This is a genomic window from Epibacterium sp. Ofav1-8, assembly GCF_022348185.1.
Lineage (GTDB): Bacteria > Pseudomonadota > Alphaproteobacteria > Rhodobacterales > Rhodobacteraceae > Epibacterium.
The window spans coordinates 62684-76383 of record NZ_JAKRFD010000004.1 but is presented as its reverse complement, the minus strand read 5'-3'; the positions used below and the strand labels follow the sequence as shown (position 1 = coordinate 76383).

The 13700-nt window shown below is 61.1% G+C and carries 13 protein-coding genes; 5 read left to right on the top strand and 8 right to left on the bottom strand.

What is annotated here, in order from left to right; genetic code table 11:
• Positions 1-32 precede the first annotated feature (32 nt).
• The 6 genes from MHM97_RS07790 to guaA all read right to left on the bottom strand — a co-directional run bounded on the left by MHM97_RS07790 (position 33) and on the right by guaA (position 6541).
• Positions 33-896, bottom strand: coding sequence for an ATPase (locus tag MHM97_RS07790; protein ID WP_239321559.1), 864 nt, complete (start codon positions 894-896; stop codon positions 33-35).
• A gap of 149 nt (positions 897-1045) precedes the next feature.
• Positions 1046-2185 (bottom strand): OmpP1/FadL family transporter, encoded by a 1140-nt coding sequence (locus MHM97_RS07785; RefSeq protein ID WP_239321557.1) that lies wholly within the window; start codon positions 2183-2185, stop codon positions 1046-1048.
• Positions 2186-2316: 131 nt separating this feature from the next.
• Positions 2317-3210 (bottom strand): DMT family transporter, encoded by an 894-nt coding sequence (locus tag MHM97_RS07780; RefSeq protein ID WP_239321555.1) that lies wholly within the window; start codon positions 3208-3210, stop codon positions 2317-2319.
• 61 nt (positions 3211-3271) lie between these two features.
• Entirely contained in the window at positions 3272-4072 is an 801-nt protein-coding gene (locus MHM97_RS07775; RefSeq protein ID WP_239321553.1) for a hypothetical protein, read from the bottom strand.
• Positions 4073-4087: 15 nt separating this feature from the next.
• Positions 4088-4795: a sulfotransferase domain-containing protein gene (locus tag MHM97_RS07770; protein ID WP_239321552.1), complete on the bottom strand. Its 708-nt coding sequence runs from the start codon at positions 4793-4795 to the stop codon at positions 4088-4090.
• A gap of 183 nt (positions 4796-4978) precedes the next feature.
• On the bottom strand, positions 4979-6541 hold the full coding sequence (gene guaA, locus MHM97_RS07765) for a glutamine-hydrolyzing GMP synthase (protein WP_239321550.1): 1563 nt from the start codon (positions 6539-6541) through the stop codon (positions 4979-4981).
• Positions 6542-6789: 248 nt separating this feature from the next.
• Between guaA and MHM97_RS07760 the strand changes: the two genes are divergently transcribed.
• The gene (locus MHM97_RS07760; RefSeq protein WP_239321548.1) at positions 6790-8334 is read left to right on the top strand and encodes a trimethylamine methyltransferase family protein; all 1545 of its coding nucleotides are present in this window, start codon (positions 6790-6792) and stop codon (positions 8332-8334) included.
• 69 nt (positions 8335-8403) lie between these two features.
• Here the strand turns inward: MHM97_RS07760 and MHM97_RS07755 are convergent, their stop codons facing one another.
• A complete protein-coding gene (locus tag MHM97_RS07755) occupies positions 8404-8724 on the bottom strand; it encodes a DUF6477 family protein (RefSeq protein WP_239321546.1) in 321 nt (106 codons plus the stop codon).
• 170 nt (positions 8725-8894) lie between these two features.
• Here MHM97_RS07755 and MHM97_RS07750 point away from each other — a divergent pair, with 170 nt between their 5' ends.
• The 3 genes from MHM97_RS07750 to MHM97_RS07740 all read left to right on the top strand — a co-directional run bounded on the left by MHM97_RS07750 (position 8895) and on the right by MHM97_RS07740 (position 12570).
• On the top strand, positions 8895-10004 hold the full coding sequence (locus MHM97_RS07750; protein WP_370645693.1) for a DUF6456 domain-containing protein: 1110 nt from the start codon (positions 8895-8897) through the stop codon (positions 10002-10004).
• Positions 10005-10480: 476 nt separating this feature from the next.
• A complete protein-coding gene (lipA, locus tag MHM97_RS07745) occupies positions 10481-11431 on the top strand; it encodes a lipoyl synthase (protein WP_239321544.1) in 951 nt (316 codons plus the stop codon).
• On the top strand, positions 11428-12570 hold the full coding sequence (locus MHM97_RS07740; protein ID WP_239321542.1) for an amidohydrolase: 1143 nt from the start codon (positions 11428-11430) through the stop codon (positions 12568-12570). Before lipA ends, MHM97_RS07740 begins: the two co-directional genes overlap by 4 nt.
• 53 nt (positions 12571-12623) lie before the next feature.
• Here MHM97_RS07740 and hpt read toward each other — a convergent pair whose 3' ends face one another.
• Complete coding sequence (gene hpt, locus MHM97_RS07735) at positions 12624-13160, bottom strand: hypoxanthine phosphoribosyltransferase (protein ID WP_239321541.1); 537 nt, start codon at positions 13158-13160, stop codon at positions 12624-12626.
• Between the two features lie 74 nt (positions 13161-13234).
• On the opposite strand from hpt, the gene MHM97_RS07730 reads away from it, so the two are divergent.
• The gene (locus MHM97_RS07730) at positions 13235-13681 is read left to right on the top strand and encodes a type II toxin-antitoxin system RatA family toxin (protein ID WP_239321539.1); all 447 of its coding nucleotides are present in this window, start codon (positions 13235-13237) and stop codon (positions 13679-13681) included.
• The last annotated feature ends 19 nt before the right edge of the window (positions 13682-13700 follow it).

Below are 13700 nucleotides of genomic sequence, written 5' to 3'. Positions count from 1 at the left end.
GCCCGACGGGCCAGCTCCGGTAGATAGGACTGTTACGACCGGGCCTCAAGGGCGGATGAGATCAACTCCTCGAAATCGGAATTTGATTGCACCTGTGCGATCTGGTCGGCGGTGACGGTGACGCCCCATTGCGCGGCCATCGCCTCGTATCGCGGCTGCCGGTGGGCCAGCGCCTGGGCATAGGTCCAGCGCAGAAAGGCATGCGGATCGACCTCGCTGTCGGAGAGCTGGTTCTCTGCCAGATACTCTTGCCAGACGCGGGTCAGAAATTCGGGCTGATAGGCCATCGGCTTGGGCGCGCGGTCGAAACGGCGGATCAACTCCTGCGTGTGGGCCTCGGTGCCCTTGATCCAGACCAGCAGGGTCCGGGCGCTCAGTTCCGTCAGCAGCGGATCATTGGGATCGTTTGCATCCACCCATTCGCAGATGGAGCCGCCGGAATCGCAGATGAAATGCGGGTAGCCGTAGATGCGTTCCGAGCGTTCGATAAAGTAGCGGGTGTCCAGCAGGGCGTCGATCTCGGCCCGGCGGAACTGGTCCTGCCGCCGGTGATATTCGGCAATCGGCAGGCCGCCCTTGGCGGGATCGCCCGGCACCCCGAGATAGGCGGTGACCGCGCTCAGGTTCTCGAAGGTGATGTTGGAGGAAATATCAATGGAATCGTTCAGCAGCAACTGGCGCAGAAACGGCACCTTCATCGCCTCGGCCTTGGCATTGTCGGCGATATACTCACCCATATAGCGCGTGCCGATGCGGTAATCGGCGGAATAGTGGAACCACTGCCCCGAGCCCCGCAGCACGTTGCTGATATAGGTTTTCCCAAGGCCGGACATGCCAAAGAAAAGAACCCGTTTTGAGGGCGCATCGCGCCACGCCTGAGCGGAGGAGTAAAGCATGAAACTGCTGCCTTTTTCGCGGTCTGTCCCGCCTTGCTAGACAGGCGGGCGCGGCAGGTCAATTGCGGTTGACGGCAGTGGCGCCCAGAAAGCAGATCGCCCCCGGCACAGGGCCGGGGGCGCTTGCTGTGGTCACATCCGAAGACGGATCAGAAGTAGAAGCCGACTTTCAGACCAAAGCTGAGCGCATCGCTGTCCTTGAAGCTGGCCCGGGCGGTATCCGGCGTGCCGGTTTCCGCAAACGCATCATCCAGCATGGTGTAGCGCAGCCCCGCGGCGACCTTGATGTTCTCGTTCTTGTACTGAACGCCAAGACGGATTGCCTGGGCGCCATGCGTTGGCGCCAGGGGCGACACCAGATCATCCCCATCCACATCCTCGTACATATATGCCAGCGACGCAGACCAGTTTTCGTTGATCCGGCGCCCAACCCCAAGCGTGTAGGTGATGGAATCGTCAAGCGTGATCAGCTCGACCGGCACCGGCAGGGCCGCATTGACGGCAACCGGGTCAAGACGCGTGGTGCTGTGTTCCACCCAGCGGATGCCAGCCAGAAGCAGCGTGTCCTGCGCGATCCCGGTCTGGAAGTCGATATTCAGCGACTGCGGCGTCTTGGTCTTGTGCTCGGTGACGGTGGACGCGCCGCCCAGAGCCACCGGGAAGTTCTCGGTCACTTCGAAATCATGCGTGATTTCAGAGTTGTAGGTGACAGCAAGACGCAGGGCGATGTCCGGGATCTCATACGCGCCGCCGACAACGAAGCCAAAGCCGCCCTCGTTTGCAACATTGACGTTATAGCCGGAAAGCGCGCCATAGGCCGCACCGGACAAGGCCAGATCGCCTTTGATCTCCTGATAGCGCAGACCGCCGTGCAGGCTGAACTGGTCGTTCACCTTGTAGCGCAGAAGCGTGGTGATCGCGTTTGATGTCGCATCGGCAAAGGTGCCGTTCAGCAGGGCGGAGCCACCGGTCGAGGGATAGGCGACATCCACGCCCCAAGGCTGATCAAAAATCACGGCCAGCGCCAGGCGATCATTGATATCGGTCTTGAACCCGCCGCCGAACATGTTGAAGCGGTTGGCAACATTCCCGGTTGCCGATTCCGCCGGGTTGAACGTGGCAAGATCGTTGCCGTTCAGGTCCGGGGATGTGGTGGCAAAGGAGAACTCCGCATAGGTTCCCTCTTCGAAAATGATATCTACCGGTTGACCGGTGCGATCCAGCCCCGCCGCCATGGCGGTGGATGCCAGCAATGTCGTCGCAAGGGATGCGGCGATATAAGTCTTCATTTCTTGTCCTCCCTCAGCTGCGTGCGAAATTTTGTTTCGCTGCGCATTCTGATCCGAGCGTAAAGACAATATGACAGTCCCGGCAATGTTGACGGGGCGGCAGTTGACGTCACCTTTTTGCGGGAATCCGGCTACTGTTGCCGAGAGGATACAATATTGATGAAATTCCCGGTAAAGATGAGTGCGGCACCGACGAACAGCCAGATCTCGACCGACTCACCGTAGATCAGCCAACCCAGCAGGGCGATGAAGGGCAGGCGGGCGAAATCCACCGGCACCACCACCGCAGCGGGCGCCAGAGACAGCGCGTTGGTGATGCAGAAATGGGCGCTCAGACCGGCGCAGCCGATGATCAGCAGGAACGGCAGGCTCTGGGCATCGGGGAAGGCCACATCCAGATCATAGCCGGCAAAGAGGATGCCCAAGACCAGCTGCATCAGGGTCAACCAGAACATGATCGACCAGATGCTCTCGGTGCGGGTCAGGCGCTTGGTTGCGATATTGGTCAGGGCAAAGAACACGGCAGAACCGGCGGCGCAGGCGAGTCCGATGTTAAAGGTCGCGGGGCTGGGGCGGGCCACGATGAGGATGCCGACAAACCCGAGGCTGACCGCCAGCATGCGCATCCGCGTCAGCCGTTCTCCGAGCAGGAGTGGCGCCAGCAGGATCACCCAGATCGGCGAGGTGAACTCCAGCGCAAAGACCTGCGCCAGCGGAATCGCCGACACCGCGTAGAACCACAGGTTCTGGCCGGTAAAATGCGCCATGTTGCGCAGGCCGTGGTGTTTCAGCCGTTCGGTGCTGACCTGGGGCCAGCGCCGCAGCGCGGTGATCATCGCGGCCACCACCACGACGCCGACCAGGCTGCGGTACATCATGATCTCGAAAGTATCGAGCGACAGGCTGGCCTCGCGACCGGCGATCGCCATGGCGGAGAACGACAGGATGGCGCCGATCATCCAAGTGGCGGCGCGCAGCAAGGTGCTGTCGCGCGCGGCGTCGGCTTCGGCGATACGATCTTGCATGGTGTCCCCCTGCTGCTCTGCTGTGCAATTGGGGGACAAATCAGTGCCGGGTCAACCCCGGTCAGGCCGCGGCCTGCCGGTCAGCCATGTCGAGAGAGCCGTTGACGGCGATATATTTGTCCACCAGCGCCTCCGGGTCGAATTTATGCCGCCGGATTGCGATATCGATCTGATCCACCAGTTCATCGGAGGTGGCGACGGCATTGGCGTTCTTCTTGGGCGGCAAGACCGGCGCGGTGTCCTGTCCAAGCGCGCTCAGCAGCGCGGCGGCGCCTTGCGGGCGGGTGATCTCTTCGAGTTGCGCGCGGACAAACCGGATGCGGTCGCCGAAAACGCGCTCGTAATAGGTCTGGCGGCATTCCATTTCCAGCGTGTACCAGATCGCATGCCCAACCGGCCCCATCGGCAGAAACGGCACCGCGCTGACCATGCTGTTGGGGTATTGCGGCGCCAGATACCATTGCCACAGCAGGGTGATATTGGTGAAATCGTGCCGATTGACATAGCTGGCGCATTGCCGGGCCAGGTCGCGACGCAGCACGATCACCGTGGTGTCGGCGTTGCGGGGGTGGTCGACGAGCGCCTCGATCAGACCGCATTTCCCCAGCGTGTGATTGGTTTCGCCGTAGGGCGTCTGCAGGGGCAACGCGTCCAGCTTGCTTTGCCAGAACGCGCGGATCTCCGCGTTTGAACCGTAGGTGTTGAAGCTGCGCATCAGGCGGATGTCAGGCATGCGGGTGCCGAAATCCTCGATTCCGAGCGGTTCGTGAATGGCATTGATGCCCAGGTTGGCGCTCAGGAACTCCGCCAGCCAGGAGGATCCTGACCGGCCGGCCGCGAGAGAGAAATAGACTTGGCTCATGGGGAGGTCCTTTGGTCAGGCAGCGGATTGCAGCGGATGGGCATAGCCGAAGGCGTCGATCTGGGCGCGACAGGCGCGCGCGACGGTCGCTGCCGCCTCCGGATGGCGTTGATACATGTCCTGCATCGAGGTCCCGGTCTTGGGGCGAATGTCCGCCTTGCTCTTGAGGACATCCAGAACATCGGCCAACCCCTTGATCCCGAGGGAGTCTATGTCGTCATGGAGGTGCTCGTAGCGCAGGTAGTGATCCATGCGTGCGGGGCCTTCCAGCGGTGCGATCTGGTCGTTGAAGTTGAGACCATCGCCGAGGGCGGCGACAAACTGGCCAAAATCGACCCCCTGCGCCGCCAGATTGCTGACATGATCCTGCCAGAAGTACATGGAGATCGCCACGTCATACGGGTTGCGCACCAGGGTCACCTTTCGGTAGCTCTCCCACAGCTCTGCCGGGACCGCCGCCTGGATGTCGGGGGCGGGCATATGGTTGTAGAAGGTCGCAGGAGACCGGAATTCGCCGCGCCCCGCACCAAGCTGCCAGACAGGGGTCTGATAGTTCTGCGCGCCGCGACAGCCCAACTGCCGCCGCATCTCCTCGTCCACAGGAGAGATCGGGGTGATGGTGCAATCCGGCCCGCAAAGCCCGGACAACGCGATTTCAAAGGAGGTCCCCGCGACCTTTTTTGTCTTTACAAAAATGAGCCGCTGCGTGTGACAGATGATCATGTGCCGCCTTTTGGGTTGGCACCGTCGGAAACGGGTGCTTGAGAGATGTCCCCTGTTTCTACCCCGCCGGGGTTAAGGGCGGGTTGACCGGCTTAAGATAAATTCTCCGCAAATAGATACGCAAAACCCCGGCGCTTTGCAGGCCGGGGTTTTGATCGGTGTTCGGGGTGTTTCAGAGGGGGGTTATTCCCACTCGATCGTGCCCGGAGGTTTGGAGGTGATGTCATAGGTACAGCGGTTGATGCCCTTGACTTCATTGATGATCCGGGTGGCGGTCTCACCAAGGAACTCATGGCTGAACGGGTAGTAATCCGCCGTCATGCCATCCACCGAGGTGACCGCGCGCAGCGCGCAGGCATAATCATAGGTGCGGCCATCGCCCATCACGCCCACGGTACGCACCGGCAGGATCGCCACAAAGGCCTGCCAGATCTCGTCATAGAGACCGTGCTTGCGGATCTGGTCGATGTAGATCGCATCCGCCTCGCGCAGGATGTCCAGCTTGTCGCGGGTGATCTCGCCGGGGCAACGGATTGCCAGACCGGGGCCGGGGAAGGGGTGCCGTCCGATGAAACTGTCGGGCAGACCAAGTTCACGCCCCAGGGCGCGGACCTCGTCCTTGAACAGCTCGCGCAGCGGCTCCACCAGTTTCAGGCCCATTTTTTCGGGCAGGCCACCGACGTTGTGGTGCGATTTGATCGTCACGGACGGTCCGCCAGAGAAGGAGACCGACTCGATCACATCCGGGTAGAGCGTGCCCTGGGCGAGGAACTCGGCACCCTCGATCTGATCGGCGTATTTCTGGAACACGTCGATGAACAGCTTGCCGATGATCTTGCGCTTGGTTTCCGGGTCGGACTGGCCTTCGAGTTCGCCCAGAAACAGCTCGGTCTCATCCGCGTGGATCACCTGCAGGTTCATGTGATCGCGGAACATGCCGACGACCTCTTGCGCCTCGTTCTTGCGCAACAGGCCATGGTCCACAAACACGCAGGTCAGCTGGTCGCCGATCGCCTCGTGGATCAGGGCCGCCGCGACCGAGCTGTCAACGCCGCCGGACAGGGCGCAGATGACCTTCTTGTCGCCGACCTGTTGGCGGATGGTTTCGACCATCTGCTCGCGGTAGGCGCCCATGGTCCAGTCGCCCTCAAACCCGGCCAGACGCACGAAGTTCTCATAGAGCGTCTTGCCGTTCGGAGTGTGGTGCACTTCGGGGTGGAACTGCACGGCGTAGAAGTTGCGTTCCAGATCCGCCGTGATCGCAAATGGGGCATTGGGCGAGGTGCCGTAGACCTTGAAACCGGGTGCGATTTCAGAGACATGGTCGCCGTGGCTCATCCAGACCTGTTCGGTCTGATCGAGGAACCAGCCGCTCAGCATGTCGATCCGCTCTTCGGTGGGCGTCACATAGGCGCGGCCGAATTCCGCGGTGCCATGACCGGAGAGAACGGTGCCGCCGAGCTGGTGCATCATCACCTGCTGACCGTAGCAGATGCCCAGGATCGGCACGCCGTAGTCAAAAATCTCCTGCGGCACACGCGGCGATCCCTCGCGCGTCACGCTGTCAGGACCACCAGAGAAAATCACCGCCTTGGGCGCAAATTTGCGCACGAAGTCCATGGTGACATTCTGGTAGGGGTGGATTTCGCAATAGACGCTCAGCTCACGCAGGCGACGCGCGATGAGCTGCGTTACCTGGCTGCCGAAGTCTATGATTAAGAGGCGGTCATGGGCTGTCTCGGTCATGCTTGGCTCTTAGGGTCTGGCGGGACGTCTGGCAAGAGGTCAGATCGGTCCCCGAGAGGGTTTTCGCGCGATTGCCGGCGGGCATGTGGCGTGCCGGGCGCGGCGAGGGCGCAAAATCCGAGTGCGAAGCCGCAAAATCCATGTCGGGATGTCGTATTTATGCGAGAATGGCCGTTATCCTTCGACGGTGCCAGCAATTGCTTCGATAATTAGTCTGCACAGAATTCATACTGTCGCGAGGTATAACAATGACAGATGCAGCACCACGTCGCCGCAGCCGGGGAGGCGGAGGCGCCGCCCGTCGCGCGGAACGGACCAGCGTCAAGATCGAGACAGCGAAATACATCGAACGGAACATTCCGAACTTCGAGGTGCTGGACGAAGAAGCGCTCCAGATCATCGAGACCAACGCCGAGACCATTCTCGAAGAGGTCGGCGTCAATTTCGTCGACAATCCGGCCGCTCTGGACCGCTGGCGCGAAGCCGGGGCCGACGTGCAGGGCGAGCGGGTGCGCATTCCGCGTGGTCTGGCGCGCAAACTCTGTGAAACCGCACCGAGCCAGTTCACCCAGCACGCCCGCAACCCGGAGAAATCCGTGGTCATTGGCGGCAAGAACCTTGTGCTGGCCCCGATCTACGGTCCGCCCTTCGTGCGCGATGCCAATGGTGGCCGCCGCTACGCGACGCTGGAAGATTTCCAGAAGTTCGTGAAACTCGGCTATATGTCCAAATGGCTGCACCATTCCGGCGGCACCGTGTGCGAACCCACCGATGTGCCGGTGAACAAGCGTCACCTGGACATGCTGATGGCGCATATGGAGCTGAGCGACAAACCTTTCATGGGGTCGGTCACCGAACCAAGCCGCGCCCAGGACACCGTCGACATGTGTTCGATCCTGTTCGGCAAGGATTTCGTGCAGGAAAACACCGTGACCACCTCGCTGGTCAACATCAACTCGCCGATGACCTTCGACGAAGTGATGATGGGCGCGCTTGAAATCTACGCGCAGAACAATCAGGCCTGCATCATCTCGCCCTTCATCGTTGGCGGCGCGATGGCGCCGGTGTCGGTCGCGGGCACGCTGACCCAGGTTCTGGCAGAGGTTCTGGCCGGCGTCGCCTACAGCCAGCTGATCCGTCCGGGCGCGCCTGTGATCTTTGGCGCCTTTGTGTCCTCGATCGACATGAACTCCGGGGCGCCCACCTTCGGCACCCCCGAGGCCTCGTTGGTGACCTATGGTGCCGGCCAGCTGGCGCGGCGCCTGAACCTGCCGTTCCGCTCGGCCGGGTCGTTCTGCGGCTCCAAACTGCCGGATGCGCAGGCCGCCTATGAGACCGCGAACTCCCTGAACATGGGGCTCCTTGCCGGTGTCAACTTCATGTTGCACTCCTGCGGCTGGCTCGAAGGTGGGCTGGTTGCCGATTTCGAGAAATTCGTGATGGACGCCGATCAGCTTGGTGTGCTGCATGGTCTCGCCAAGGGCGTGTTCGCAGACGAAAACCATCAGGCCATGGACGCCATCCGCGAGGTTGGCCCCGGTGGTCACTACCTCGGCTGTGCGCACACCCAGGCGAACTTCAAAACCGCGTTCTGGAAATCCGAACTGCTCGACTACAAGCCGTTCGAACAATGGGAAGAAGAGGGCGCGCGCGACACCTATAGGCTCGCCTCCTCCCGCGTGGATCACCTGCTTGCGACCTACAAGCAGCCAGAGATGGATCCCGCAATCCGCGAGGCCCTGATGGCCTATGTCGCGGAGAAGAAAGCCTCGATGCCGGATGCCTTCATGTAAGCCCATCGGCGACATCTTTATATGATTCAAATTCGGCGCCCCTGTGGCGCCGTTTTTGTTGTCACCCGCCTACTGCGTGTCTGTTTGCAACGCGCCAGTGCCCGCAGCCCGAGTCGCCAGGAACAATCGGCTTTCCGCAGCCAGGGCGATCAGCACGTCCACGTGACGCACCAGCGAATATCCCGGATCGCGGGTCTTTCGGGCGGCTTCCTGATGCGCTTCGAGATCGAGCAGCCGCATCAGGATCGGCGCCGGTCGTGAGGGGCAGCTGGCCCCCAGCAGACGTTTCAGGTCGCGGGGGCGGGAATACTCGCTGGCACCGATACGCGCCGCCCGGGACAGAAGCCGCGGCCGGCTGAGCGTGGTGAGACGTGTGGCAAGATCCTGCATGACATTCCCCTATTAACCTGTGAACAACAGGGGAATAATACTCAACCCCAGCGGGTGTTGCGGAAACGGGCAAAGCAGCGAACGGTGCATTTTCAATAGATTTGATAATCTATGGCAAGGTTTCACGGCCGTCATAATTCAATCGTTCGCGGGAAGGGAGGAGACACCCGGTGACATCCTGTCGCCGCGCCTCTGCCATCTGTGTCCCGGAACTCTATTGGGGGTCAATTATGGATGAGGTGACCGGACCGGAGCTGCCGGATTGGGTTTCTGTAGAGGTGCGTCGTTATCTGGAACATACCGTGGCACAGGTTTCGATCCGGGAACTGGCCCGCAAGGCGGACTGTCATGCGTCCACGGTGTTGCGACAGATCCGGCGGATGGAGACACTGCGCGAGGATCTGCTGGTCGACGGGGCATTGCAGCGCCTGACAGATGTCTTCTACGACCGCCCCTGCAACAAAGATGGTCCTTGCGGAAAAACGTATTTTTCCGAAGAGGATACGGTACATTGTTTGACCTTGCTGTCGCATTCCGGGGCGGTGCTTGCGGCCAGCCGGGATATGCCCAAGGTGCTCATCCTGCGCGAACTGGACGATGAGATCCAAAAGACCGTCGTCGCGCGCGGTCTGGCCGAAGTGCTGGCGCTGCGCGACTGGATTGCCTGTTTTGCCTCCGGGCGCGTGTATCGGTATCGCATCACCAAAGAGGGGCGTCAGGCCCTGGCGGATCTGCTGGCCGCCGCGGAGCAGCGTCGCCGCAGCCGTCAGGAGAGCCTGACCCAATCCGGTGTGGCCGGGGTGATTGCGTCCCATGACACGGATGACCGGACGTCGCAGCGCCGGCCGCGATACGGTATCCAGGAAACTCCGCTGCAGGTCCTGGCGCGGTTGACGGATCGCGATGGAAACCCCTTCCTCACCCCGGAAATGATCAGAGCAGGCGAGAGGTTACGAGAAGACTTTGAACTGGCTCAGATCGGCCAGCATGTCGCGCGGGAACAAGCGGTCTTTGCTGACAAGGGCTCTGATCAGGAACGGCACGACTTGCATCGACCGGCGCAGGAGGCGTTTCAGCGTGCGTCAAACGCGCTCTGTGCGCTTGGTCCCGGATTGAACGACATCGCGCTGCGGTGCTGCTGTCATCTGGAGGGGTTGGAGGCCGCGGAACGGGAGCTGGGCTGGTCAGCGCGGTCGGGTAAAATCGTGCTGCGCATCGCATTGGCGCAGCTGCACGAATACTACAGCGCGCTGCCCCCGCAAAGTCAGATGATAGGCTGATGCAAATCACACTCTCTTGGCGCCATAAAAGAAACGGCAATTCACACGCCAGAATAATCACGCAAGAATTATTTGGGCCCTGGGGCGAATGGAGAACAAATGCGGGGTATTTAGAGGTTTGGGTTTGATTGAATTATCTACCGTGCAATCACAGGTGGTTTTTGGCATGTCGAAATCAAAGATCTGTCCGAACGAAATCAATGGTCCTGAAGAACCGCAGAAAGAGCGGTTTTGTTTTGGCGACGGAGTATTTCATAACGAAAGTCGCGCTTCGCCTGCAAGCGCGGTGACGCCGGTCGCTGGGGCACGGGCTGTCCTCGTCGGCGCGTCAGCAGTTTCGGCGCCGCGGGGGCAGGGTTAGGTATTTAAAGGCAATTGGTTGCACCACGCTCAAACCGGCCATGCAGCACTGGCCGTGGTCCGCCGGTGCTGTTATGTTACGCTCCAGTACCTGCCGCAGTCACAAGGAAGACCCTGTGCGAGATCTGAAGATCCCGGAGCAGCGCCACCCGGAAAAGGCGCACCGTCCCGATAATGCTCAGCCGAAGAAGCCAAGCTGGATCCGCGTCAAGGCGCCGGGCGGCAAGGGCTATGCCGAGACTCATAAAATCATGCGCGAGAACAACCTCGTCACGGTGTGCGAGGAAGCGGGCTGCCCGAATGTCGGCGAATGCTGGAGCCAGGGCCACGCCACCATGATGATCATGGGCGAGATCTGTACGCGCGGCTGCACCTTCTGCAACATTGCGACCGGCCGGCCCGATACGCTTGATGCCTTTGAGCCGGGGCGCGTCGCGCATGCGGTGCAGAAACTTGGCCTCAATCACGTAGTGATCACATCTGTGGACCGCGACGACCTCGACGATGGCGGAGCGGAACATTTTGCCCAGACCATTCGTGCGGTGCGGCATCGCTCCCCCTCGACCACGATCGAGATCCTGACGCCCGACTTTCTGAAATGCGCCCCCGAGGTGCTGGAGACCGTCGTCGAGGCGAAACCCGATGTGTTCAACCACAACCTTGAAACCGTGCCCGGCCTTTACCCCGAGGTCCGGCCGGGGGCGCGCTATTTCCACTCGCTGCGCCTGTTGCAACGGGTCAAGGAGCTGGATCCGAGCATCTTCACAAAGTCGGGCATCATGGTGGGGCTGGGCGAACAGGCTCCGCAGGTGAAACAGGTGATGGACGACATGCGCGCTGCGGATGTGGATTTCCTGACCATCGGCCAATATCTGCAGCCGACGCCGAAACACCACGCGGTGGATCGGTTTGTCACGCCGGAAGAGTTCGAATCCTATGAGAAGGCTGCTTATGGCAAGGGGTTCCTGATGGTCTCTGCAACGCCTCTGACCCGGTCGTCCTATCATGCCGGCGATGACTTTGCGCAACTGCGGTCGGCGCGGAACGCCAAGCTCGGACTGGCATGACGCCGGACCAGCTGGGCCGCCTGACCGCGCTGCGGCATGGGTTTCACTCTGCGCCGGAACTGTCTGGCGCAGAACAGCAAACTGCGGCCCGTGTGGTCGAGATCCTTGGCGGTTATGCGCCGGACGAGATTTTGACGGGTCTCGGCGGGCATGGTGTCGCCGCCGTGTTTCAGGGCCAGGAGCCGGGGCCGACGCTGGCCGTCCGCTGTGAATTGGACGCGCTACCGATCCCCGAACAAACCCACCTGAGCTATGCGTCACAAGTGCCCGGAACTGCGCATCTTTGCGGGCATGATGGGCATATGGTCATGGTGCTTGCAGTCGCAGAGGCGCTGTCCGAACGCCGCCCCCGGTCCGGGCGCGTGGTGCTGATGTTCCAGCCGGCCGAGGAAACCGGCGAAGGCGCGATCGCTTATCGGGCCGATCCCAAGTTCGCAGCGATCTCGCCGGATATGATCCTGTCTTTGCACAATCTTCCGGGGCTTGCTCTCGGGGCGGTATCCCTGCCCAGGGCGGCTGCCAATTGTGCCTCTCGCGGTGCGCGCATCCGGTTGCAGGGGCGTACCTCCCACGCTGCGGCGCCGCAGGACGGGGTGTCGCCGGCTCCGGCGCTGGCGGTGTTGATGCAGGATCTGGCCACTCTTGGCGCGGGCGGCGATCTGGATGAAGAGTACGCGCTCACCACCGTGACTCATGCCAAATTGGGCGAGCCGACCTTTGGCGTTGCGCCGGGTGTGGCGGAGCTCTGGGTGACCCTGCGCACTGTGACAGACGATAGAATGCAGGCGCTGACCGATGCGCTCTTATCCCGGGTTGCCGCCTGCGCGACCAAACACGGGCTTTCGCATCAGATCACCTATCATGACGTCTTTGAGGCCTGCACCAATGCGCCCGAAGCGGTGGCCGTGATCGAGGCGGCCTGCCGCGCAGGGGACGTCCCGGTGACGCTCTGCGATCATCCGCAAGCGTTTTCCGAGGACTTTGGTCAATTTGCCCATTCGGCGAAATCCGCGATGTTCTGGTTGGGCGCCGGAGAGGATCATCCGCAGCTTCACAATCCGGACTATGATTTCCCTGACGCGCTGATCCCGATCGGCAGCGGCATATTTCTGAGGTCCATTTACAGCGTCTTGGGTTAGCCGCCGGTCACAGAGGTTGAACCGGCGCATTTCGGCCCGTTGGCGCAACAGGCTCAGGTAAAGCGGACCTTGCCGATGTGGGGCAGGTTGCGATTGCGCTGAGCAAAATCGATGCCATATCCCACGACAAATTCATCCGGGATTTCAAACCCGATCCAGTCGGCGCGGAAATCCACCTCGCGGCGGGAGGGTTTGTCGAGCAGGGCGATGGATTTGAGGCGCGCGGGCTTGCGGCTCTTGAGGAGGGAGATCACGTGATTCAGCGTGTGACCGGTGTCGACGATATCCTCGACCACCAGCACGTCTCGCCCTTCAATTGCGCCGCGCAAGTCTTTGAGAATGCGTACCTCTCGGCTGCTTTCCATGCCGTCGCCATACGAGGACGCCTCAAGGAAATCCACCTCGATCGGCAGGTCCAGCTCTCGCACCAGATCGGCGATGAACACGAAACTGCCGCGCAACAGGCCCACGACCACCAGCTTGTCGGTGTCGCCAAACTCGGCGGTGATGTCGCCGCATAGCTCTTCGATTCGTGCAGCGATGGCCTTGGCCGAGATCATTACATCAATGACATATGGTCGCTCTGACATGCTTGCCCCCTTGAATTTCGCACGCGTTCATAGGACACCACGCGCCACCTGTACAGAAGACGAATTGAGCTGAGATGCCAACACATTCGGAAACCCGACCGATGCCCTATAGCGCCCAGCAGATGTATGATCTGGTGGCGGATGTGGGATCATACCCGAAATTCCTGCCGTGGTGCGCCGCCGCGCGCATCCGCAGCCGCACACCGCAGGGTGCGTCCGAGGTGATGGAGGCGGATCTGGTGATTTCCTTCAAGGTGTTTCGGGAACGCTTCGGCAGCCGCGTGGTGCTGCACCCCGATGAACACAAGATCGACACCGAATACCTCGATGGGCCGTTTCGCTATATGAAATCCAACTGGGCGTTTGCTGATCGTGCGGATGGCGGTTGTGATGTGAGTTTCTTTGTCGATTTCGAGTTCAAGAACGCCGTGTTGCAGGGGATCATCGGTGTGGTCTTCAACGAGGCGATGCAGCGGATCGTGCGCGCGTTTGAACGCCGCGCAGCAGAGCTCTATGGCTGAAGATATCAGGCTCTAACAA

Bases quoted from the DNA above. Each gene is read 5' to 3' on its own strand.
- hpt (WP_239321541.1), bottom strand. From the start codon at position 13,160: ATGTCAGAGCGACCATATGTCATTGATGTAATGATCTCGGCCAAGGCC.
- MHM97_RS07770 (WP_239321552.1), bottom strand. From the start codon at position 4,795: ATGATCATCTGTCACACGCAGCGGCTCATTTTTGTAAAGACAAAAAAG.
- MHM97_RS07755 (WP_239321546.1), bottom strand. From the start codon at position 8,724: ATGCAGGATCTTGCCACACGTCTCACCACGCTCAGCCGGCCGCGGCTT.
- MHM97_RS07760 (WP_239321548.1), top strand. From the start codon at position 6,790: ATGACAGATGCAGCACCACGTCGCCGCAGCCGGGGAGGCGGAGGCGCC.
- MHM97_RS07740 (WP_239321542.1), top strand. From the start codon at position 11,428: ATGACGCCGGACCAGCTGGGCCGCCTGACCGCGCTGCGGCATGGGTTT.
- MHM97_RS07790 (WP_239321559.1), bottom strand. From the start codon at position 896: ATGCTTTACTCCTCCGCTCAGGCGTGGCGCGATGCGCCCTCAAAACGG.
- MHM97_RS07730 (WP_239321539.1), top strand. From the start codon at position 13,235: ATGCCAACACATTCGGAAACCCGACCGATGCCCTATAGCGCCCAGCAG.
- guaA (WP_239321550.1), bottom strand. From the start codon at position 6,541: ATGACCGAGACAGCCCATGACCGCCTCTTAATCATAGACTTCGGCAGC.
- MHM97_RS07775 (WP_239321553.1), bottom strand. From the start codon at position 4,072: ATGAGCCAAGTCTATTTCTCTCTCGCGGCCGGCCGGTCAGGATCCTCC.
- MHM97_RS07785 (WP_239321557.1), bottom strand. From the start codon at position 2,185: ATGAAGACTTATATCGCCGCATCCCTTGCGACGACATTGCTGGCATCC.
- MHM97_RS07780 (WP_239321555.1), bottom strand. From the start codon at position 3,210: ATGCAAGATCGTATCGCCGAAGCCGACGCCGCGCGCGACAGCACCTTG.